This window comes from Acinetobacter sp. V116_7, from assembly GCF_056735735.1.
Map to the genome: position 1 here is coordinate 103,659 of NZ_JBWZIF010000012.1, position 21,552 is coordinate 125,210.

At 39.7% G+C, this 21,552-nt stretch carries 20 protein-coding genes; 7 read left to right on the top strand and 13 right to left on the bottom strand.

Translation table 11 applies throughout. From position 1 onward, the window contains the following. Positions 1–249 precede the first annotated feature (249 nt). Positions 250–1,017 (top strand): hypothetical protein, encoded by a 768-nt coding sequence (locus tag AC1PJP_RS03135; RefSeq protein ID WP_013196612.1) that lies wholly within the window; start codon positions 250–252, stop codon positions 1,015–1,017. A 43-nt stretch (positions 1,018–1,060) separates the two neighbouring features. Here AC1PJP_RS03135 and AC1PJP_RS03140 read toward each other — a convergent pair whose 3' ends face one another. Further along, a complete protein-coding gene (locus tag AC1PJP_RS03140) occupies positions 1,061–1,711 on the bottom strand; it encodes a response regulator (RefSeq protein WP_013196611.1) in 651 nt (216 codons plus the stop codon). A 376-nt stretch (positions 1,712–2,087) separates the two neighbouring features. On the opposite strand from AC1PJP_RS03140, the gene msuE reads away from it, so the two are divergent. Both msuE and sfnG read left to right on the top strand, forming a co-directional pair. Beyond that, positions 2,088–2,828, top strand: coding sequence for an FMN reductase (gene msuE, locus AC1PJP_RS03145; RefSeq protein WP_005300671.1), 741 nt, complete (start codon positions 2,088–2,090; stop codon positions 2,826–2,828). Positions 2,829–2,871: 43 nt separating this feature from the next. Continuing rightward, positions 2,872–3,984, top strand: coding sequence for a dimethylsulfone monooxygenase SfnG (gene sfnG, locus AC1PJP_RS03150; RefSeq protein ID WP_479766517.1), 1,113 nt, complete (start codon positions 2,872–2,874; stop codon positions 3,982–3,984). 93 nt (positions 3,985–4,077) lie between these two features. Here sfnG and AC1PJP_RS03155 read toward each other — a convergent pair whose 3' ends face one another. Next, positions 4,078–4,491, bottom strand: a complete 414-nt coding sequence (locus tag AC1PJP_RS03155; protein WP_005066843.1) for an Lrp/AsnC family transcriptional regulator — start codon at positions 4,489–4,491, stop codon at positions 4,078–4,080. 106 nt (positions 4,492–4,597) lie between these two features. Between AC1PJP_RS03155 and AC1PJP_RS03160 the strand changes: the two genes are divergently transcribed. Beyond that, positions 4,598–5,140 (top strand): cysteine hydrolase family protein, encoded by a 543-nt coding sequence (locus tag AC1PJP_RS03160; protein WP_151826514.1) that lies wholly within the window; start codon positions 4,598–4,600, stop codon positions 5,138–5,140. A 41-nt stretch (positions 5,141–5,181) separates the two neighbouring features. Here AC1PJP_RS03160 and acs read toward each other — a convergent pair whose 3' ends face one another. After that, positions 5,182–7,131, bottom strand: a complete 1,950-nt coding sequence (gene acs / locus AC1PJP_RS03165) for an acetate--CoA ligase (RefSeq protein ID WP_479766518.1) — start codon at positions 7,129–7,131, stop codon at positions 5,182–5,184. A 294-nt stretch (positions 7,132–7,425) separates the two neighbouring features. On the opposite strand from acs, the gene AC1PJP_RS03170 reads away from it, so the two are divergent. Then, complete coding sequence (locus tag AC1PJP_RS03170) at positions 7,426–8,001, top strand: DUF805 domain-containing protein (RefSeq protein WP_479766519.1); 576 nt, start codon at positions 7,426–7,428, stop codon at positions 7,999–8,001. 112 nt (positions 8,002–8,113) lie between these two features. Then, complete coding sequence (locus AC1PJP_RS03175) at positions 8,114–9,094, top strand: mechanosensitive ion channel family protein (protein ID WP_009391447.1); 981 nt, start codon at positions 8,114–8,116, stop codon at positions 9,092–9,094. Here AC1PJP_RS03175 and AC1PJP_RS03180 read toward each other — a convergent pair. The 5 genes from AC1PJP_RS03180 to prfB form a co-directional block, all read right to left on the bottom strand. Then, on the bottom strand, positions 9,074–9,781 hold the full coding sequence (locus tag AC1PJP_RS03180; protein ID WP_323739858.1) for a 16S rRNA (uracil(1498)-N(3))-methyltransferase: 708 nt from the start codon (positions 9,779–9,781) through the stop codon (positions 9,074–9,076). The genes AC1PJP_RS03175 and AC1PJP_RS03180 overlap by 21 nt on opposite strands. Then, positions 9,778–11,070: a 3-deoxy-D-manno-octulosonic acid transferase gene (locus tag AC1PJP_RS03185; RefSeq protein ID WP_238612268.1), complete on the bottom strand. Its 1,293-nt coding sequence runs from the start codon at positions 11,068–11,070 to the stop codon at positions 9,778–9,780. The genes AC1PJP_RS03180 and AC1PJP_RS03185 overlap by 4 nt, the downstream gene beginning before the upstream one ends. A 156-nt stretch (positions 11,071–11,226) precedes the next feature. Next, entirely contained in the window at positions 11,227–12,285 is a 1,059-nt protein-coding gene (locus AC1PJP_RS03190; protein ID WP_144732563.1) for an alkene reductase, read from the bottom strand. A 28-nt stretch (positions 12,286–12,313) separates the two neighbouring features. Further along, positions 12,314–12,616 carry an ArsR/SmtB family transcription factor gene (locus AC1PJP_RS03195; RefSeq protein ID WP_002121891.1) on the bottom strand — a complete coding sequence of 101 codons (303 nt, stop codon included), beginning with the start codon at positions 12,614–12,616 and terminating at the stop codon, positions 12,314–12,316. 221 nt (positions 12,617–12,837) lie between these two features. Beyond that, a protein-coding gene (gene prfB / locus AC1PJP_RS03200; protein WP_107880456.1) for a peptide chain release factor 2 occupies positions 12,838–13,933 on the bottom strand; the annotation gives its coding sequence in 2 pieces (ribosomal slippage) (positions 12,838–13,860 and positions 13,862–13,933; 1,095 coding nt in all). 392 nt (positions 13,934–14,325) lie between these two features. Between prfB and AC1PJP_RS03205 the strand changes: the two genes are divergently transcribed. After that, positions 14,326–15,093 carry a putative porin gene (locus AC1PJP_RS03205; RefSeq protein WP_004790036.1) on the top strand — a complete coding sequence of 256 codons (768 nt, stop codon included), beginning with the start codon at positions 14,326–14,328 and terminating at the stop codon, positions 15,091–15,093. A gap of 48 nt (positions 15,094–15,141) precedes the next feature. Here the strand turns inward: AC1PJP_RS03205 and recJ are convergent, their stop codons facing one another. The 5 genes from recJ to AC1PJP_RS03230 all read right to left on the bottom strand — a co-directional run bounded on the left by recJ (position 15,142) and on the right by AC1PJP_RS03230 (position 21,454). Beyond that, positions 15,142–16,842: a single-stranded-DNA-specific exonuclease RecJ gene (gene recJ / locus AC1PJP_RS03210; protein WP_479766520.1), complete on the bottom strand. Its 1,701-nt coding sequence runs from the start codon at positions 16,840–16,842 to the stop codon at positions 15,142–15,144. Further along, entirely contained in the window at positions 16,843–17,499 is a 657-nt protein-coding gene (gene pdxH / locus AC1PJP_RS03215; protein ID WP_005300651.1) for a pyridoxamine 5'-phosphate oxidase, read from the bottom strand. 10 nt (positions 17,500–17,509) lie between these two features. Then, positions 17,510–18,847 (bottom strand): phosphoglucosamine mutase, encoded by a 1,338-nt coding sequence (gene glmM / locus AC1PJP_RS03220; protein ID WP_005300649.1) that lies wholly within the window; start codon positions 18,845–18,847, stop codon positions 17,510–17,512. Positions 18,848–18,995: 148 nt separating this feature from the next. Next, on the bottom strand, positions 18,996–20,462 hold the full coding sequence (guaB, locus tag AC1PJP_RS03225) for an IMP dehydrogenase (protein ID WP_004790042.1): 1,467 nt from the start codon (positions 20,460–20,462) through the stop codon (positions 18,996–18,998). Positions 20,463–20,656: 194 nt separating this feature from the next. Beyond that, positions 20,657–21,454, bottom strand: coding sequence for an oxygen-binding di-iron domain-containing protein (locus tag AC1PJP_RS03230; RefSeq protein ID WP_416684853.1), 798 nt, complete (start codon positions 21,452–21,454; stop codon positions 20,657–20,659). Positions 21,455–21,552: the final 98 nt, after the last annotated feature.

Here is a 21,552-nt window from a genome sequence, read left to right on the forward strand (position 1 = left end):
CCTTTTTCTATGGCAAAGCCCATCTTTTTTGTAAGTGAACACTTGTATACTTAGTTACAATTTAATAAATATTTGTTTTTTAAAACTATTATCTAGCCAAAACCACCATATACGACTTTAGTCGTATTCTGCTTGCATTCTTGATGACACATAACTATTCCAAACGCATTTGATAAATGTATAACCATTTTTTAACCGATTTCTATATTAAGCACCCCTGCTCACGAATTAATGCAAAGGACAATTGCCATGAATATTTCTGATAACAGCCCACAAAACCAACTCTCATCTCAACAGTTTTATCGTCAATACAGTGCCAATGCTTTACTTCCTGAATTAGATTGGCAAAGTATTTTTCCCAACAGCAAACTGAATGAAGCCCATATCAAAGCGTTAAATACGATTTATCAAAGTGCAGTCCCACTCGCACTTAATGTATTTCATGATCTAAATTTTGATGTATTTGCACCTGCGGCTTATCATCCTCAAGGATTAGGCTTATTTGATAAATTGGCACAACAAGAAGAAAACTTCTTAAAAGTGCTTAGCGCTGAAAGTGAAAATCTTGATCATGACACACGTCATCAAATTTGGAGCATGTTACTTCGCGGTGGAGCTGTACTGGTTTTCAAAGCTTGGCTTGGTCATGTCAAACTTGGCGAAAATCAGCTAGATATGACTCAGTTTGATGAGCTTTCTGACTTACTCTTTATTAAAACTCATCCAGATCAACTTGCTGAACGACTACATGTCGATGAAAAAGCAAAACTCGACCATATCTTCTTAATGTATGGCAATGATATTTTCCTTGATCGCTTCAATAGCCTAGAAACAGCCGCACTTTTTGTAGATTTAGGCGTTTATGATGCAGCGTTTTTAAGCTTGCGTGATGACCGCGTAGCTGAATATTTAAAAATGAAAGGTTATGTGACTCAAGATCAAATTGATGATTTGCAATGTGCACTCAATCCTTTGTACTGCGACAGCCTAACACCAAAGCAAGATTGCCTTGCTTAAGTAGCACACATAAAAAAGACCTCAACTGAGGTCTTTTTTATTTTTAGATTTTCTTATCTTCAATATTTAATGCACTAATGGCCAATACGGCTTGTGTACGGTTTTGCACACCTAATTTTCTAAAGATTGCTGTCACATGCGCTTTAATCGTTGCTTCCGAAACATCAAGTTCATAGGCAATCTGTTTATTTAGTAAACCTTCCGCAACCATCATCAAAACACGGAATTGCTGTGGTGTTAAAGATTGAATACGTTCAGCTAAAGCAGTTTCATCTGCCGCTCTTGGATCAAGATTAAGGTTAGGTGGCAAATTAGGTGGTAACCAGATTTCACCTTCTAATACTTGACGAATCGCTTCACCAATATGACTTGGATGAGCAGATTTAGGAATATAACCCATCGCGCCATGTGCAATCGCACGCTGAATAATTGAAGTTTCTTCATGGGCAGAAACCACAATAATTGGAATAGCTGGATACTGTGCTCGTACATAGACTAGAGCAGAAAAGCCTGAAGCACCCGGTAAATTTAAATCGAGTAAGACTAGATCAGGTTCTGCCCCATTTTCCAAACGCTCATAAAACTCATCAACCGAAGCTGTTTCATGAATTTGTGCCTGTGGCAGGCTATAACGTACTGCTTGAATTAAAGCATGACGAAACAAAGGATGATCATCAACGATTAAAATATTCATAAGCGATTAAAGTAATCTTGAGCATAAGTATGGCCTATTGTAACCCTACTATTTAGATGAAAGATACGTTCATCTTATCCATTTTTATGCAAAATGTTGATAAATGCAGAACTTAGCTAAAATTTTCAGATGTTTTTTAACATTTAATCAAAATTAATCTGTTTTTTATATAAGCTTACTTTTTATTATAAAAAATATATCACCAATAATTATATAAAATAAAAACAGCAACTTAATAGATAAATAAAGTATAAAAATCCACTATTTATCTTTTATATTTAAAACTGATAAGGTTGACCAATTTCGTTATTTTACAGTTTGCCGTCGTTGTTGATTAATAAGTCCAATCTCTTGTTTTAGGCTTAGGAACCAAATTATGACTGGTATCACATCACCAAAACCTTTGAATATTGTTGCTGTTTCTGGTGGCTTAAATACCCCATCTAAAACGGAAAGTCTGGTTCAAGCCATTCTTGATGAGTTATCCGAAGCAACCGATATTAAAGTTCATTTTATTAAATTAAGCGAAATTGGGCCTTTATTAGGCGGTGCATTTTATCGCAACCAACTTCCACAGCGCGTGCAAGATGATCTTGCAGCGGTTGAAGCAGCTGATGCTTTAATTGTAGGTACACCAGTTTACCGCGCATCTTTTACGGGTCTTTTCAAACATTTCTTCGATTTTGTTGAACAAACTGCATTGGTCGATGTGCCTGTACTTTTAGCAGCATCAGGCGGTAGTGATCGTCATGCACTGGTACTTGAACATCAGCTTCGTCCATTGTTCAGTTTCTTCCAAGCACAAACTTTACCAATCGGCGTATATGCAACTGATCGTGACTTTACTCCTGAATATACGGTGAAAAGCGAGCAATTATCAGATCGTATTACATTAGCCGTGGCACGTGCATTGCCAATTTTAGAATGGGCACCAGCGAAAGGTGAACGTGCTGAAGTAGTCAAATCTAAGACTCAGCAAGCAAATCAAGAGCTTGGTATTAACAAGCAAATTGAGCAAGAAGAAGTATTACCTTCAGCGGCTGTGCCTGATCTTGATGCGGCAGAGTCTCGCTTGCATCACAAGTCTGGCAAATCATTAACAACGCATGTTGCCTAAGTGCAATATCGCTAAATAAAAATACGAATTGGGGGAGCAAACCATGACGCAATTACAACAACCAATTAAATTTGCTTATTGGGTACCAAATGTAAGCGGTGGCCTTATAGTAAGTAACATCGAACAGCGTACAGACTGGAGTTATGACTACAATGTTCGACTTGCACAGGCTGCTGAAAAAAATGGTTTTGAATATGCGCTCACTCAAATTCGTTTTACGGCGGGGTACGGAGCAGAAAACCAGCATGAATCAGTAAGTTTCAGTCATGCATTATTGGCAAAAACTGAAAGACTTAAGGTAATTGCAGCTATTCTGCCCGGCCCCTGGAAACCGGCACTCGCAGCTAAGCAACTTGCAACAATCGATTACCTAACTGAAGGCCGTATTGCCATTAATGTGGTGAGTGGTTGGTTTAGAGGAGAGTTTGATGCGATTGGTGAAGAGTGGCCAGAACATGATCAGCGCTACGTCCGCTCTGAAGAGTTTATCCGTACGTTAAAAGGAATTTGGACCACCGATAACTATAGTTTCGATGGTAAATACTATCAATTCCAAAACTACACACTTAAACCGAAACCTCTGCAAAAGCCTCATATTGAAGTGTTTCAAGGCGGGAGCTCACGTGCAGCACGTGACATGGCTTCACGTGTATCTGACTGGTATTTCACCAACGGTAATACAGTAGAAGAAATTCAAAAACAAGTCGAAGACATTCGCACTAAAGCTAAAGCCAATAACCATCACGTTAAAATTGGTGTAAATGCGTTCATTATTGCTCGAGATACCGAAGAAGAAGCAAAAGCGGTACTTCGAGAAATTATTGATAAAGCCAACACTGAAGCCGTAAATGCGTTTGGCGATGCAACACGTGAAGCAGGTGCAGCCTCTCCCGAGCAACAAGGTAACTGGGCAAAATCAAGTTTTGAAGATTTAGTGCAATATAACGATGGTTTTAAAACCAATTTAATTGGTACGCCTCAGCAAATTGCAGAGCGTATTGTGGCTCTTAAAAATGTAGGTGTTGATTTGATTCTTTCTGGATTTTTACATTTCATTGAAGAAGTAGAATATTTTGGGGAAAAAGTTCTACCACTCGTTCGCCAATTAGAACTTCAACAAGAAAAGGAGATAGAAATTCAAGCGAAATCAGCCTAAAAAATTTCATTTAAAGCAGCGCAAGACAATAAAAACAATAAATTAAAAATAAAGACTTATTGGCTCCAAGACTCGGCTTGGAGCCTTTATTTTTTAAGATTTTTCGACTTCTCGAATCACAGTTTCAACTGAGTAACGGCACCATTTTGAAAGTTTTTCGATAAATTCATTTAATGCTGCGGGTTCAAAATGGCTGACAATCATATAGCAAGCATTGCCCATGACTTTAAAGCATTCATCGATTTGTTCATATTGCTTAACCAAATTTTCAATTTCTTCAAATGCGCGTTGTTCATTTAAATGCAAGTGAATAAATTGCTTATGCGAATATTGCACGGCAATTGTGTAATTTTTAATGACACCGGCATCCATTAACTGAGCAATTCGAGCGCCCACCGCCTGCCCTGTCCGGTGAACTCGCTGTCCAATTTCTTTATTGGTTAGTCGAGAATCCTGTTTAAGCAATGCAATAATTTTTAGATCAATCGGGTCTAATTCAATATTCATTTTTTCATGGCGAAAGAAAACTGGCGTTAATGCTTTCATCTGACTATAGCCGATTTTACTGGCAGAGAATAATCTTGTTTTATCTCATATCAACAAGAGTGATCTCATGAAACAAGCACTATTAATTATCGATGTACAAAATGATTATTTTAAAAATGGCAAAATGGAATTGGTTGGGCCAGAGCAAGCGCTAGAAAAAATAAAACAACTCGAACAATATTTTAGCGATAAAAACTTGCCCATCATTTATGTGCAACATATTAACCCGCCACAAGCGAGTTTCTTCCAAGAAAATACAGATGGGGTTTTACTTCACCCTGAACTTAGTGCGAGTAGCGACTCATTAATCGTAACAAAGCACTATCCAAACAGTTTTTTAGAAACCAATTTAGATGAACTTTTAAAAGCACATCAAATTGAACAACTTATTATTACAGGCATGATGACTCACATGTGTATTGATTCAGGTACACGCGCAGCCAAAGAACTGGGCTATCAACCCATCTTAATTGCAGATGCCACCGCAACTCGTGATTTAAGCTATGCTGGGAAGACTGCAAAAGCAGAAGACGTACAAACAGCTTTTTTAACTGCGCTTAGTACATTCGCGAATGTACAAAATACTACTGATTTTTTAGCAAACTCTTAATAAAGCTTAATAAAAAAGCCCCAAATGGGGCTTTTTTAAAATTAGTTTTGCTTATCGGGATAAACCGTTGCAATTAACTGATCTACTACAGCAGGTTCAGCCAAAGTTGAAGTGTCACCTAAACTATCCAGCTCATTTGCCGCAATTTTTCTTAAAATACGGCGCATGATTTTACCCGAACGCGTTTTAGGTAATGCTGGTGCCCAATGCAGTGCATCTGGTGAAGCTACTGGCCCGAGTACTTTACGTACCCAGTTAATTAACTCTTTACGCAGTTCTTCCGACTCTGGAACACCCGCTTGTAAAGTCACAAAAGTACAAATACCTTGTCCTTTAATATCATGCGGCATACCCACCACCGCAGCTTCTGCCACGGCTTCATGTGACACCAGAGCACTTTCAATTTCAGCCGTACCTAAACGGTGGCCTGAAACGTTCAAGACATCGTCAACTCGACCTGTGATCCAGTAATAGCCATCTTTATCACGACGAGCGCCATCACCTGTAAAATAGGTATTTTTAAAGGTCGAGAAATACGCTTCAATAAAGCGATCAGGATCGCCCCAAATGGTACGCATCTGACCCGGCCATGAATCTTTAATGACTAGGTTACCTTCAGCCGCACCTTCTAGCTCATTGCCTTCACCATCTACAATGGCAGGTTGAACACCAAATAACGGACGTGTTGCAGAACCCGGTTTTAAAGCTGTTGCACCCGGCAATGGAGCAATCAAAATACCGCCTGTTTCGGTTTGCCACCATGTATCAACAATCGGACAGCGGCCCTCACCAACAACGTTGTAGTACCAATTCCAAGCTTCAGGGTTAATAGGCTCACCGACCGAACCAAGTAAACGCAGGCTGCTACGGTTACTTTCACGTACAAATGAATCACCTTCTCGCATCATGGCGCGTATCGCGGTTGGTGCTGTATATAAAATAGAGACTTTATGTTTATCGACCACATGACCAAGACGTGCCCATGTTGGATATTGAGGTACACCTTCAAACATTAAAGTCGTCGTACCATTTGCAAGTGGGCCATAAATCAAATAACTATGGCCCGTAATCCAACCTACATCGGCCGTACACCAGTACACATCATCTTGTTTTAAATCAAAGACCTCTTTAAAGGTACTTGTTACATAGACTAAATAACCACCTGTGGTATGCAGAACACCTTTCGGTTTACCTGTCGAGCCCGAGGTATAGAGAATAAATAATGGGTCTTCAGCCTTCATCGGTTCTGGAGGACAGTTGGCATCCACTTCCATAATAATGAGGTGATACCACAAATCACGTCCCGGCTTCATTTCAATCGGGTTCGCATTACGGTAAACCACCACTACATTTTCAACACACTCAGTACCCGGCAATGCTAAAGCCAAATCGACATTTTCTTTGAGTGGTAATAGTTTTCCGGCACGTAGACTTGAGTCTGCAGTAATCACCAGTTTAGCTTGGCTATCTTCAATACGACTTGCTAAAGAGTCTGGCGAGAACCCACCAAATACCACGCAGTGAACAGCACCAATACGTGCACAGGCTAACATCGCAATTGCAGCCTCAGTGACCATCGGCATATACAGTACAACGCGGTCACCTTTACCAATACCATATTTCTTTAAAACGTTGGCAAAGCGGCAGACTTCGTCGTGTAATTCTTTATAAGAAACGATCTTATGGCGAGAAGGATGGTCCCCTTCCCAAATAATTGCAGGTTTATGAGGGTGTTCTTTAAGATGCCTGTCTAGGCAGTTTGCTGATACGTTCAACTCACCATCAGCAAACCATTCAATCTTGAAATTGTCTTTGTCAAAACTCGTATTTTTAACTTGGGTAAATGGTTTTATCCAATCGACAATTTTAGCTTGCTCTGCCCAGAATTCATCTGGGTTCTCGATAGAGTGTTGATAACGTTTAAAGTAGTCTGCTTCAACAGTACGAGCTGTTTTTTTAAATTCCTCTGGTACTGGATAGATCTCATTCATACGCAACTTCCTTGATCTTGTGCATCCCATCTCGAGACTGTGGCTATTATTTTACTGGATCTTATTTGTATGCCTTTGCAGTATGATGACTCTTTCAAAGTCTAAACAATGCGACTTTGGTCATATATTAATCACTTACTCAAGCACACGAAATTGTGAACATTTTTATAAAATTAAGTTGATTTAAAACATTTGTCTATAGCTTTTACTTTTATAATTTTTGCAAGATTTGATGGTTTTGATCATCAACAAAGATTATTTTGTCTCTCATACGCAACACAGGAATAAAATAATATGTTTGCCCAAACAAGCTCCTCACGCCCACCACAACTCCCTTTTAGAGATAGTCCATTTTCAATTCATGGGCGCTTTAATCGCATGAGCTATTTAGGTGGTTATGGACTGATTTATTTAGTCACCCTCTTGGGCTATTTCATTTTGGCTTCATTTCTTGGAAGTTTTCAGCTTTCAAGCAATTTATTTAATTTTGAATTTTATAGCTCTCTTTCTGGAGCCAGTGCCTTGGTAGTCTGGGTTTTTTCGCTATTTTTAATTTATTTAAATATTGTTCTCGTTGTTCGACGTTTGCACGATCTAAATAAGAGTGGCTGGATGGGATTGCTATTGTTCATTCCAGTTGTTCAGTTCTTTTTTATGATTTATTTACTGCTTGCCTCAGGTACAGCAGGTCCAAACGAATACGGTCCTGTTCGACCAGCAACGTTTATAGAAAAACTGATGGCTTGGCTTATTTTAGTCGCTATTTTAGTTAGCCTTATTTCAACAGCAGGAATTTTTTATTATTTCTCAGGAACTGATACCTTAGAAACACCGACACAAATCTTACAAAAAGGAACGGAATACTTTTAATTAAAAAACACTTTATTATTTAGATGAACTCATTATAGTAGGCGCACATTTTATCTCCTACTATGATGAAAGCTGAAAATCGCTTTCATAAATTTTTTAATTGAGACTTGCCGTGGCTGATGAACAAAAATCCTTAACGGATGTCGCAAAAAATACAGGCGAACTTTTGCAAGAAGCGGGCACTAAAACCACTCAAACGGTTTTAGCCCATACTGAAAAGTATCATGATGCCTATACCACTATCGACAAAATCGTGGATAGTTTCTGGGAACGTGTGCCTTATATATGTATTGCGATTATCGTTTTTATTATTTTTTGGCTACTGACCAAATTATTTAAGTTCTTTGTTCGTAAAACCTTAGAAAACCGCTCTTACACACGCCAAAACCTAGTTTTGGTCTTAAACCGTGTAGGAAGTACAGCGATTTTATTCTTTGGTTTCTTAATTGCTTTAGTGATCTCGATTCCAGGGTTTACACCAGGGCAACTCATGAGTGCTCTCGGAATTGGTTCTGTCGCTATTGGTTTTGCATTTAAAGATATCTTTCAAAATTTACTGTCAGGCATCTTAATCTTATTAAGCGAACCATTCCGCATTGGCGATTCCATTGTTGTCAATTCGCTTGAAGGAACTGTTGAAGATATTCAAATTCGTGCAACATTCTTACGCTCGCCAGATGGTCGTCGAATTGTTATTCCAAACGCAACTGTTTATACGAGTGCTTTAACGGTAAATACTGCTTATCAACAACGACGCTGTGAGTTTGTAGTCGGAATTGGATATGATGATGACGAACAAAAAGCCAAGCAGATTATTTTAGATATTCTTAATAATGACCGAAATGTACTCAGTCAGCCAGCCTTCTCGGTTAACGTTACAGCGTTAGCAGATTTCTCGGTTAACCTGACTGTACGCTGGTGGGTTGATACAACTGAAACTGATATTTCGTCATCTACGAGCACCATTCAAGCTCAGGTTAAGCAAGCTTTTAATGCGAACGGAATTAATATTCCTTACCCAATTCAGGAATTAAAAATGGCAGCAAATCAGCCACTTTTAAACCCCGAAGCATCAACTAAAGAGACGACCTAAAATATAAGAAATAGACGTTTCAGTTCTTAAAATACGGTTGCCTAAGCTCACAGCTTGGCAGCCGTTTTTTGTGAGCAAATCAACTTCATAGGGAATAAAGCCACCTTCGGGACCCACGACTACACTACAAGCATGTGGAATATTAACAGGCATGCTCTGCTCGGCATAAGGGTGAGCCACATAGGCGGGTGTTTCTTTCGAGATCAAGCTTGGCAGAACGTCTTCAACAAAAGGTTTAAAGCGTTTGTACATGTGAACTTCAGGAACAATCGTGTCACCTGCTTGCTCAAGCCCTAAAGTCACATAGTTATCGAGTTGTTGCAAAAATGGAGTTTGCCAATAGCTTTTATCTACGCGATAACTATGAATCAAACTCATTCTTTCAACACCTAAAGTCACACTATCCATAATTAAACGGCGTAAAACTTTGGGTCTTGGTAAAGCCACAATTAAATGAACCGGAAGTTTTGTAGGGGCAGCTTCTTCACTAATAGGTCGTATACAAACTTCTTGCTCGTTAATCGACATAATTTCAGTGGTATAACGTGCGCCATTACGAACACCAACTTTTAGATTTTGGCCAACCGTAATATCAAGATGTTCACGTAAATGTTGTAATTGGCGCTTTGAGTGAATTGACCACGTGTCTGACTGAATATCTTCAGGCTCTAGCAAAACAATATTCATGGTTTGTCGGCCAAATACCGATTAATTACGCCAATATGTTTTTGCAATGAACCTTGGTTACGTTGTAAGACTTTATGTGCTTGTTCCACCACTTGTTGGGCCTGATCAGGTTCAGCTAAACATGCCATCCAGATTGCCACAACTTGCTCAGCGTCTTGGGCAATGAGCACACCATTTTCATCAATGAATTCATCGACAATGGTTTGGAAATTAAAGTAACGAGGTCCTATTACAGTCGGTACATTCAAAACCATAGGCTCTAAAATATTATGTCCACCACCCGGCTCATTTAAAGAACCACCAACAAAACACACCTGACTTAAGGCGTACCATAACCAAAGCTCTCCCATACTATCGGCTAGATAAACCTGTGTACTCGTATGAATACTTTGATTCAAGCTTCTACGGTGAGTAATTAAATCTAGGTTTTGGCAAATTTCAAATACTTCGTCGAAACGTTCAGGATGTCGAGGTACGACAATACAAACCAACTCTGGATCTGACTTTAAATAAGGCTGAAGTGCTTGCAAAATTTGTTGTTCTTCGGGTGCATGTGTACTGGCAATTGTCAGTACTTTTCGTTGGCCCAAATACCATAGCTGATGTAACTTTGCTGCCTGATTTATAAATGCTTCTGGTGCGTGAATATCAAATTTAATATTTCCAACCACCTGACTTTTTTGTTGATCTAAACCAAGCTCGACATAGCGTTGGCGAGTAGCATTATCTTGTGCCAACACCCAGTCAATTTGTTTGAGCATTCCTGCTGTTAGACCTGAGACTCGACTATAACCTTTAGCTGATTTTTCTGATAACCGCGCATTTAACAATAAACAAGGAACCTGTTGTAGCTTGGCTTGATCAATTAAATTTGGCCAAAGTTCAGTTTCAACCAATGCTAAAAGTTTTGGCTGATACAATTCAAAAAATTGTTTTAAAAGATGCTTTTGATCAACAGGCAAATAAACTGCTTGAAATAAATCTAAATAAGGTGCTTTTAAAAATAATGATTTGGCACGTGCCTGCCCAGTTTTAGTCGTATTAGTAACTAGCACAGGTTGTCCGAGTTTAAGATAATGCTCGATTAAAGGCTGCGCAGCATTGGTTTCTCCAACCGAAACAGCATGGAACCAAATTGCTCTCACATTTTTTGGAGATTCAAACGGCCCAAATCTTTCCAGACATTCCTGATTATATAATTCCTGGCTTTCTGCACGTTTTTTTATCCGCCAGTGGTAAAAAGGTTTTAATAAATGGAGTGCGGTGTTGTACCAAAATGGGGTCGCCAAGCGGTTTGCCTCAAATAGTCAAAGTTTAAAACTGGGGAAAATATAACATAGATAGAAAAAATGGCAGAGTTTCGATACCTAAACTCTACCATTACAAGAAAAGCGATTTACTGAACCCATAAATGAATGAGGTCAGTAAATTATCAGTTTAAAAAATTACGAAGCTTCTAGCGTTGGATAGTCTGTATAACCTTCAGCACCTTTTGCATATAAAGTTGTTGGTTGAAGTTCATTTAAGGGTAAATCTTGCTCTAAACGCTGTAAAAGATCTGGGTTGGCAATATATGCTTTACCAAAAGATACTGCGTCAGCTTCACCATCACGCAAAATACGTTTTGCTGACTCTGGTGTTAGGTTCTCATTCGCAATCCATACACCATTAAATTTTTCACGAAGTTTAGGGCTAATACTATCAGCAGCTTCATATTCACGAGAGAAGATGAAAGCAACATTACGTTGGCTCAATTGTTCAACCACATAGCCAAACGTTGCTAACGGATTTTCATCACCCATATCGTGTGAATCACCACGTGGTGCAATATGTACACCTACTCGGCCAGCGCCCCATACTTCAATAAATGCATCAACGACTTCTAATAATAAACGTGCACGGTTTTCAACAGGGCCACCGTATTCATCATCACGTTGATTCGTATTACTTTGAAGGAACTGGTCAATTAAGTAACCATTCGCTGCGTGTAATTCAACACCATCAAAACCAGCTGCTTTAGCCAATTCTGCTGAATGTTTATATTGAGCAACAACCTCTTTCACTTCTTCTAATGAAAGTGCGCGTGGCGTTACATACGGACGTTTAGGACGTAATAAACTCACTTCACCCGCAGGTTGAATTGCACTTGGTGCAACAGGAATATCACCATCTAAAAGTTCAGGATGCGAAATACGGCCAACATGCCAAAGTTGAGCTACAATTTTTGAACCTTGAGCATGAACTGCCTCAATAATTTTATTCCAAGCTTGTGCCTGCTCTTGTGACCATAATCCTGGGGTTTCTGCATAACCTACAGTTTTTGAACCAATCACTGTTGCTTCAGTCAAAATAAGACCAGCATTTGCACGCTGTTGATAATATTCAACCATCAAATCATTAGGTACTCGGCTTTCACCACTACGCGCACGCGTTAATGGAGCCATTACCAATCGATTTTTGATTTCAAAATCACCAACCGTTAAAGGAGTATTGAGTTCAGCCATAGTCGCCTCGACTTACACTTTAATATTGTTAAAGTGTTTGTTTTAAATGTTCGATATATTGCTGAATCAAAGCTTCGTTACGTGAAAAATAAGACCATTGACCATATTTTTGGACCTGAATCAGACCCGCCTGTTGTAAAACAGACAAATGATTCGACATTGTAGACTGTGCTACTTTGCCCAATCGTTCAATATGACCTGCACAAACACCCTTCTCAAAACTACCACCACACTCTTCCACTGGTAAATAATGCGCAGGTTCTTTCAACCATTGCAAAATCTGCCGACGTAGCGGATTGGAAAGGGCTTTGCTAATTGCATCAATATCCATAGGCTCAACACGTCTTTTAAACGAACAAAGCTTTATTCAGCATTTCGAAAACATCATATCGCATTTCTGCGATATTCATATCTATTTTTTTCGATATTCATATCGCTTTTTTTCGATTAAGATTCGAAGGCTGAATTGCTTTGCCGTTTTAATCGCTAAAAATCCAAGAGTTCTACATATTCATAGATGAACTGTATTTAAACTAAAAGTTCAGCAGACTCTTATAAACCTTGTTTTAAGCTCGCCTCAATAAAGCGATCAAGGTCACCATCAAGAACAGCACCTGTATTAGAGTTTTCAACACCCGTGCGTAAATCTTTAATACGCGAATCATCTAATACATATGAACGAATTTGGCTTCCCCAACCAATATCAGACTTCGAGTCTTCTAGAGCTTGAGCTGCTTCATTACGTTTTTGCATTTCCAATTCATACAAACGTGCACGTAACTGTTTCCATGCATGGTCACGGTTAGCATGTTGCGAACGCTGGTTCTGGCACGCCACCACAATACCTGTTGGAGTGTGGGTCAAACGAACAGCAGAGTCGGTTTTGTTAATATGCTGACCACCTGCCCCAGATGCACGGTAAGTATCGGTACGAACATCAGAAGGATTAATATCAATTTCAATATTGTCATCAACTTCTGGTGAAATAAATACCGCAGAGAATGAAGTATGACGGCGGTTACCACTGTCAAATGGTGATTTACGAACTAAACGGTGGACACCTGATTCTGTGCGTAACCAACCATAGGCATATTCACCTTCAACACGAATTGTTGCAGATTTAATACCAGCTACGTCACCATCAGATACTTCCATGAGTTCTGCTTTAAAGCCATGACGTTCAATCCAGCGCATATACATACGTAATAGCATAGATGCCCAGTCTTGTGCTTCGGTACCGCCTGAACCTGATTGAATCTCGACATAGCAAGGATTCGGGTCCATTGGGTTACTAAACATACGACGGAATTCAAGTTTAGCCAGTTCATCTTCAGCAGCACTAAGCTCTGACTGAACATCTTCAAGCAAGCTTTCATCATCAGCTTCTACAGCCAAATCTAACATCGCTTTTGCATCTTCAAGTTGTGTTGACAACCCATCCAATACATTAATAACGTTTTCTAGTTCGCCCTTTTCTTTCGCCATTGCCTGAGCACGGCTTTGATCATTCCAAATCGCAGGGTCTTCTAACTCACGTAAAACTTCTTCTAAACGCTCTTTTTTCAGATCGTAGTCAAAGATACCCCCGTAGTGTTTGGCTACGATCAGTTAAGTCTTTCAATTGGTTTAGATAAGGATTAATTTCCACGCGAGTGTTCCCATAAGAGCAGATAAACAGTCAATTATTTTAGCATAGCTGCGGTTATCTTCGAACCTGCTTTGTATTTCTCATTATATTTCACTCATCTAATTTCTAAATTTTCTTCAGTTCATTTTAAGCTTAACCAGTAACATCCTCATACAAAATTGGGTACTTTTACAGCATTTTTTATGATCTACACAAAATCTCCTCAATTTTAATAAAATTAAACATTCTATTTTTATAGTTTAGAATCAAATATTTAAGTTAAATATATTTACAAAAAAAGCACATAGTTACAGTGCGGTTACTTGTGCAAGATTGACGCTACCCGATTTTCCTCTAGACTAAAAGTTGTAACAAAACATTTATAAAATCGCTTTTTAGAGGGGAGAGATTCCATGAAAAAACTAGCAATTGCATCAGCTCTTTTATCTGCACTCGCAGTAAGTGGCGCAGCAAACGCTTACCAAGCTGAAGTTGGTGGTTCTTACAATTATCTTGATCCAGACAACGGTAGCAGCGTAAGTAAATTCGGTGTTGACGGGACTTATTACTTTAATCCTGTTCAAACTCGTAACGCTCCACTTGCAGAAGCAGCATTTTTAAGCCGTGCAAGTAATGTTAACGCACTTATCAACTATGGCGATAACAGCGGTACTAAAGATACTCAGTATGGCGTAGGTGTTGAATACTATGTTCCTAACTCAGATTTCTACCTTAGCGGTGATGTAGGCCGTAATGAGCGTGAAATTGACAACACCAATATTGATAGCAAAGTAACTACTTATGCAGCTGAAGTAGGTTATTTACCAGCTCCAGGTTTATTACTTGCGTTAGGTGTTAAAGGTTACGACGAAAAAGATGGTAAAGACGGCGCTGATCCAACAGTTCGTGCTAAATACGTAACTCAAGTAGGTCAACATGACGTAAACCTTGAAGCGTTCGGTGCGTTTGGTGACCTAGACGAATATAAAGTTCGTGGTGACTACTACATCGATAAAACTTTAAGTCTTGGTGTAGATTACTACAATAACGACTTAACTGATAAAGATGAATTTGGTATTAATGCTAAAAAATTCTTAAATCAACAAGTAAGTCTTGAAGGTCGTATTGGTTTCGGTGACAACGATAACACTTATGGTGTTCGTGCAGGCTACCGCTTCTAATCTTACCTAAAATTTTATAAAAAAATCCGCTCAAATGAGCGGATTTTTTTATTGGTTTAAATGCACAATACGCAATTGTAAATTTACATTACCCTTAAATACATTACGGTCAATCTCATAGACCAAATGAACTTCATCTCGCATAGGATTAAATTCAAATCTTCCAGCGGCATTAAAAGCAATCGCATCAAAAGTATATTGATCAAGGGCCAATCTAAGTTTTAGATGTGTTTCTTTAAGCCAGCGATAATCGACAACTTTAAAATGTCCTTCAAACTGAGGAAAAGGGAATTTTTGCCCCCATGGCCCAAGCTGCTCTATCCAGTCCAATGTGTCTAGTTGCAAAGCCGAAGCTGGTAATTCCCCATCCGTCCATAGCGTTGCTTGAAACAAAGATTCTTCCATAGTTGCAACACAGGTAGTAAACACTGTTTTAAAAGCATCAAAGTTTTCTTTACGTATCGTTAAACCTGCCGCTGCTGCATGTCCACCAAAATGGCTCACCAATTCCGGATGTTGTTCAGCAACCTGTTCAATCATATCTCGAATGTGCACACCATCAATTGAACGTGCAGATCCTTTAATATGGATACCATCTTCATCTGGTGCAAAGACAATAGCTGGGCGATGAAACTGTTCTTTTAAGCGCCCTGCGACAATCCCAATCACGCCTTGATGCCAGTTTTCTTCAAAGAGCACCAGAGCTGGGGGAATATCTTCTTTTGAGAGCTGCAAACTATCTAAAGCAGATAAAGCTTGTTGCTTCATCTCTCCTTCAATTTGTCGCCGCTCTATATTCAACTGATTTAATTGTTGAGCAATCGGGTAAGCTGTTTCCATAGAGTCTGCTAATAAACACTCTATACCGATTCGCATGCTCTCCATACGCCCAGCAGCATTAATACGCGGACCTAAAACAAAACCTAGATCTTGTGCACGCAAAGACGACGCCTCTCGGCCAGCAATATCCAACAGTGCCAATATTCCAACTCGACATTGATGTTGCTGAATGCGCTTCACGCCTGCATCCACTAAAATGCGGTTGTTATAATCTAATACAGCAACATCCGCATAAGTTCCCAAAGCAACCAAATCTAGATATTGAGTGACTTTGCTTGTGCTTTTACCTTGTGTAGTACGTAAACTTGCCAAATTGGCCAGCACATAAAATGCAACACCAACACCAGCAAGCGCCTTACTTGGAAAATCACAGCCTAATTGATTTGGGTTAACTACCGCTTCTGCTAGAGGCGTTTCTTTTGTTGTTAAATGGTGATCGGTAATAATAACTTGCATGCCCAGCGCATGGGCTGTATCAACTCCAGCATGGCTGGAAATTCCATTATCAACTGTAATTAATAAATCGGGTTGATAAGTTTGATATGCAAGCTCTGCAATTGCGGGGGTAAGCCCATAACCGTATTTAAATCGGTCTGGAACTAGATAGTCGACTTGTGCTCCCATATCGCGAAGCACCAATACCATTAACGCTGTGCTGGTTGCACCGTCAGCATCATAGTCACCGACAATAACAATCTTTTTCTGTGCATCAATAGCTTGATCTATTAATGCCACAGCTGTCTCTAGTCCCTTGAGCTGTGGGGCCAATAAATTCTTAAGCTTTAGCTCTAATTCCTGTTCAGATTCTACTCCCCGCCTTGCCAAAATTTCGGCAATAAACGGCGGCACGCCCTGAAATTGTTCAGGGCGTGTCAATAAAGGTCTTTGTTTGATTTGTATTTTTGTCATTTAAGGCATCAGTCGGTGCAGCGTCCATTGACCGTCGATTTTTTCATAACTCAAGCGGTCATGTAAACGATTTGGTCGTCCTTGCCAAAATTCATAATAATCTGGTTGCAGACGATAACCGCCCCAGAACTCCGGCTTATCAAGCACTTCACGGCTTTCAACTTGCTGTTGTAAGTCTTGAAAACGTTGCTGTAACAGCTCTCGGCTTTCAATTTTACCGCTTTGGGGAGTACTGATATGCGCTGCAATCTGGCTATCACGTGGTCGCTTAAGGTAGTAATCTGTAGATTCTTGCTCAGCAATTTTAACTACACGACCACCCACTCGCACCTGACGCTCTAGACTTGGCCAATAAAATAATAATTCGGCATATGGGTTTTCTGCCAAATCAATACCTTTTTGACTGTCATAATTCGTATAAAAATCATAACCAGCTTCTGTGGCCCCACGTAACAAAACTGTTCTAACATGAGGTCTGCCATTTGCACTTGCAGTTGCTAATGACATTGCATAGGGTTCATGCAAATTGGCTGCTAGAGCATGGTTAAACCAACCCAGAAACTGCTGATGAGGGTTAGATTCAACCTGCCCCTCATGCAACTCACCTTGCTCATAACTTAAGCGTAATTCACTTAAATCTTTGATGACATCACTCATGTCATGCACCTTATGCGACTTGTGCTTGTGAACGAACTGAATCTGCTAAATGCTGAGCTAAAGCTTTCACCTCTTGCTCATCATCACCTTCAACCATGACACGAATCACAGGCTCTGTTCCAGACTTACGAATCAAGATACGTCCACGGCCTTTGAGCTGTGCTTCTGCTTTATCAAATTCAGTAACCAATGCCGGAATAGAATACGGATCAAGCATTTGTTCTAAACGTACATTCAAAAGAACTTGTGGGAATAATTTAAAGTCTTGAACCAATTCATGAAGAGCCTTATTTTGCTCGACCATCACAGTTAAAACTTGAAGAGCGGCGATAATAGCATCACCAGTCGTACTCTTGTCTAAAGTTAGAATATGACCAGAAGGTTCGCCGCCTATCACCCAACCATTTTCTTCTAAAGCTTGTAATACATAGCGGTCACCGACTTTTGCACGAACAAAGTTAACGTTTGCTTTTTCAAGTGCAACTTCAAGTGCCATATTACTCATGACAGTACCAACAATACCCGCTGGCTTATTTTGAGCTTGAGTCGCCAAAATATATAAAATATGGTCGCCATCAATTAAGTTACCAAACTTATCAACCATCACAACACGGTCAGCATCACCATCAAAGGCAATACCTAAATCTGCTTCGTGCTCAACTACTGCTTTTTGCAAGTGTTCAGGATGTGTTGAACCACAGCTCTCATTAATATTTAAGCCATCTGGTTCATTATATAAAGCTACAACTTTTGCCCCTAACTCACGGAAAACTGAAGGCCCAACGCTATATGCAGCGCCATGAGCACAGTCCAACACAATCTTTAAATTATTTAAATCAAAGTGGTAAGGGAATGTAGATTTACAGAATTCAATATAGCGACCATTTGCATCATTTACACGAACACTTTTACCTAAGTTTGCAGTGTCCTCAATGAATAAATCTTTTTCTAATTCGCGGTTAATTTCTTCTTGTAACGAATCCGGTAATTTTTTGCCTTCACTTGAGAAGAATTTAATCCCATTATCATAATATGGGTTATGCGATGCAGAAATAACAATACCTGCATGTGCATGCAAAGCACGAGTAAGGTGTGCAATGGCTGGTGTTGGTAATGGACCAAGTAAATGAACATATACGCCAGCAGCGTTTAAGCCCGCCTGCAAAGCAGATTCTAAAATGTAACCAGATAACCGAGTGTCTTTTCCTAATACAACGAGTGGTTTATTTTTTTGACTCGTTCGTTTTAATACCTTCCCTGCAGCAAAACCGAGTTTTAAAGCAAACTCTGGAGTAATAGGCATTTGCCCAAATTTTCCACGAATACCATCCGTTCCAAAATAACTCATAGCTTATCTCATTCTTACGCCACTTCAGCGGTGGCTCACTTCATATATGGCAATTCCGCCATATTTCTTTTCTCGGATTTACTTTACACCAAAAACAAAAAGCCGTCAGTGTAATGACGGCTTTCTTCATTGTTTTGGTTACCAAAATCTAACCAACACGATAGTTTGGAGCTTCTTTAGTAATCGTTACATCGTGAACATGTGACTCAGACATACCTGCTGAAGTAATTTTCACAAATTTCGCATTTTGGCGAAGATCTTCAATCACAGCTGAACCGGTATAACCCATTGATGAACGTAAACCACCCATCATTTGATGAACGATGTTACCCATTGGGCCTTTATATGGAACACGGCCTTCGATTCCTTCTGGTACTAACTTCTCAGCACCCGCTTTTGAATCTTGGAAATAACGGTCAGCAGAACCAGTTGCTCCCGCCATTGCACCTAATGAACCCATACCACGATATGCTTTGTAGTAACGACCTTGGAAAAACTCAACTTCGCCCGGCGCTTCTTCAGTACCAGCTAGAAGTGAACCAACCATGATCGTGCTTGCACCCGCACCGATCGCTTTTGCCATATCGCCAGAGAAGCGGATACCGCCATCTGCAATTAAAGGAATTTGATCTTTTAGTGCGCTAGCAACGCTGTCAATCGCAGAAATTTGTGGCATACCAATACCTGCCACAATACGTGTTGTACAGATAGAACCAGGACCAATACCCACTTTTACAGCATCTGCACCAGCATCTAATAATGCTAATGCAGCATCACCAGTTGCAATGTTTCCACCAATCACTTGTACTTGAGGGAAGTTTTGTTTCACCCAACGTACACGTTCAATTACACCAGCTGAGTGACCGTGTGCTGTATCAACAACAATGACGTCAACACCAGCTTCAACCAAGGCTTCCACACGACTTGGTGTATCAGCACCTGTACCTACTGCAGCACCAACACGTAAGCGACCAAGATCATCTTTACAACTGTTTGGATAGCTTTCAGCTTTGCGGAAGTCAGTCACTGTAATTAAGCCTTTAAGTTCGTTGCTCTCGCCAACGACCAAGACTTTTTCAATACGGTGTTTTTGCAATAATGCTTGAATATTTTCTTTAGACTCGCCTTCACGTACAGTGACTAAACGATCTTGACCTGTCATGATGTTGCTAACAGGTTGTTCTAAATTAGTTTCAAAACGCGTATCACGGCCTGTCACAATACCAACAACCTTGCCGTCTTTAACAACAGGTACACCGCTAATGTTATTAGCAGTGGTAATTGCAATCAGTTCACGTACTGTAGTTTCAGGCGTTACAGTGATAGGGTCTTTCACCATACCCGCTTCGAATTTCTTTACACGGCGTACTTCTGCAGCTTGAGCAGCAATATCCATGTTTTTATGCAAAATCCCGATACCACCATTTTGTGACATCGCAATCGCCATACGTGACTCAGTCACTGTATCCATTGCAGCTGAAACTAATGGGATATTTAAATGAATGCCGCGAGTTAAACGTGTCTTTAAAGAGACATCTTTTGGGAGAACAGTAGAGTAGGCAGGAAGTAATAAGACATCATCGAAGGTTAGCGCTTCTTGAACGATGGTCAGCATAACAATCTCACTGGTAAATTCCGTGAGCTATTATAAACAAATTTCAATGCAATTTTCATATTATCTTTGCCTTTTTCAGCAATAGATGTAGAGCTGCTCTAAATAATTCCTACTTATTATCGTTTTAACGTTATTTTTTAACCCATGTTTTTGCAACCCAGAATTTTATCTGGGTTGATCATTAGACATCATATTTAGGCAGGACAACTAAAAACTTGTTCTGTCATCAAGTCGACACCACAAGGTAAAACCTCAATCCAGTCCAAAAACTGATTAATCATTTCTTTGCCAATAAATGGACTGCCATGCTGTGGAACAATCATTTCAATGTCCATCTGGCGGACCATGTTTACCCATAAACGGATAACCTTATTGGAACACATATAGCGTTGGTGAAAAGCTCTCATTTTCGAAACATGCGTATCGAAATCTGTCAAAGGTTGATTGGCATCCTCAACAATCGAAGCACCCATATCTCCAGAAAATAAGATTTTGGCAACTGGATCATAAAACTGAAAATTACCGACCGAATGTAGAAAATGTGCAGGAACTACAACTAACTTTGATTCCCCCAATTGAATCACTTGGCCGCGGTCAGGTAATTCAATAAGACGGTCTTCCCAATTCCCTTTCATACGTTCACTCATAAATGAGGAATTTAGGTGCGGTAGAAAACGTGCCCATAATTTTGACGCCACGACTTTAGCATCGGTATAGACTAACCAGCGCGGCATTGAGGTAATAATGTCTGGATCCTGATGGGAAGCCATCACATAGTCTAGATTTTTCAAACGCGTATATTTATTTAATTCCATCGTTAATGGAACATAGGTCAAATCGCCACCCGGATCGATTACAGCAGCACGCTCATGATCAATAATTAAAAATTGATTGGCTTGGATACCTTCCCCTTTGACCAAACTGGTAAAACTAATACATTTATGTACGCCATTATCAAATAATATCTGCGATGTTGTTTTTTCAAACCCCATACAATTCCCCAAAAAAACTTTAAATATTAGATATTTTTATATCCATACTAAAATAAAGGGATTCGATAACTCTTGCAATGAATTGCTTTATTTTTCTC

Excerpts from the sequence above, each read along its gene's own strand:
- recJ (WP_479766520.1), bottom strand. The coding sequence starts at position 16,842 with ATGACAAAAATACAAATCAAACAAAGACCTTTATTGACACGCCCTGAA.
- guaB (WP_004790042.1), bottom strand. The coding sequence starts at position 20,462 with ATGCTGACCATCGTTCAAGAAGCGCTAACCTTCGATGATGTCTTATTA.
- AC1PJP_RS03140 (WP_013196611.1), bottom strand. The coding sequence starts at position 1,711 with ATGAATATTTTAATCGTTGATGATCATCCTTTGTTTCGTCATGCTTTA.
- acs (WP_479766518.1), bottom strand. The coding sequence starts at position 7,131 with ATGAATGAGATCTATCCAGTACCAGAGGAATTTAAAAAAACAGCTCGT.
- AC1PJP_RS03135 (WP_013196612.1), top strand. The coding sequence starts at position 250 with ATGAATATTTCTGATAACAGCCCACAAAACCAACTCTCATCTCAACAG.
- AC1PJP_RS03170 (WP_479766519.1), top strand. The coding sequence starts at position 7,426 with ATGTTTGCCCAAACAAGCTCCTCACGCCCACCACAACTCCCTTTTAGA.
- AC1PJP_RS03195 (WP_002121891.1), bottom strand. The coding sequence starts at position 12,616 with ATGGATATTGATGCAATTAGCAAAGCCCTTTCCAATCCGCTACGTCGG.
- AC1PJP_RS03205 (WP_004790036.1), top strand. The coding sequence starts at position 14,326 with ATGAAAAAACTAGCAATTGCATCAGCTCTTTTATCTGCACTCGCAGTA.
- sfnG (WP_479766517.1), top strand. The coding sequence starts at position 2,872 with ATGACGCAATTACAACAACCAATTAAATTTGCTTATTGGGTACCAAAT.
- AC1PJP_RS03155 (WP_005066843.1), bottom strand. The coding sequence starts at position 4,491 with ATGAATATTGAATTAGACCCGATTGATCTAAAAATTATTGCATTGCTT.
- pdxH (WP_005300651.1), bottom strand. The coding sequence starts at position 17,499 with ATGAGTGATGTCATCAAAGATTTAAGTGAATTACGCTTAAGTTATGAG.
- AC1PJP_RS03160 (WP_151826514.1), top strand. The coding sequence starts at position 4,598 with ATGAAACAAGCACTATTAATTATCGATGTACAAAATGATTATTTTAAA.
- AC1PJP_RS03190 (WP_144732563.1), bottom strand. The coding sequence starts at position 12,285 with ATGGCTGAACTCAATACTCCTTTAACGGTTGGTGATTTTGAAATCAAA.
- glmM (WP_005300649.1), bottom strand. The coding sequence starts at position 18,847 with ATGAGTTATTTTGGAACGGATGGTATTCGTGGAAAATTTGGGCAAATG.
- AC1PJP_RS03230 (WP_416684853.1), bottom strand. The coding sequence starts at position 21,454 with ATGGGGTTTGAAAAAACAACATCGCAGATATTATTTGATAATGGCGTA.
- msuE (WP_005300671.1), top strand. The coding sequence starts at position 2,088 with ATGACTGGTATCACATCACCAAAACCTTTGAATATTGTTGCTGTTTCT.
- AC1PJP_RS03180 (WP_323739858.1), bottom strand. The coding sequence starts at position 9,781 with ATGAATATTGTTTTGCTAGAGCCTGAAGATATTCAGTCAGACACGTGG.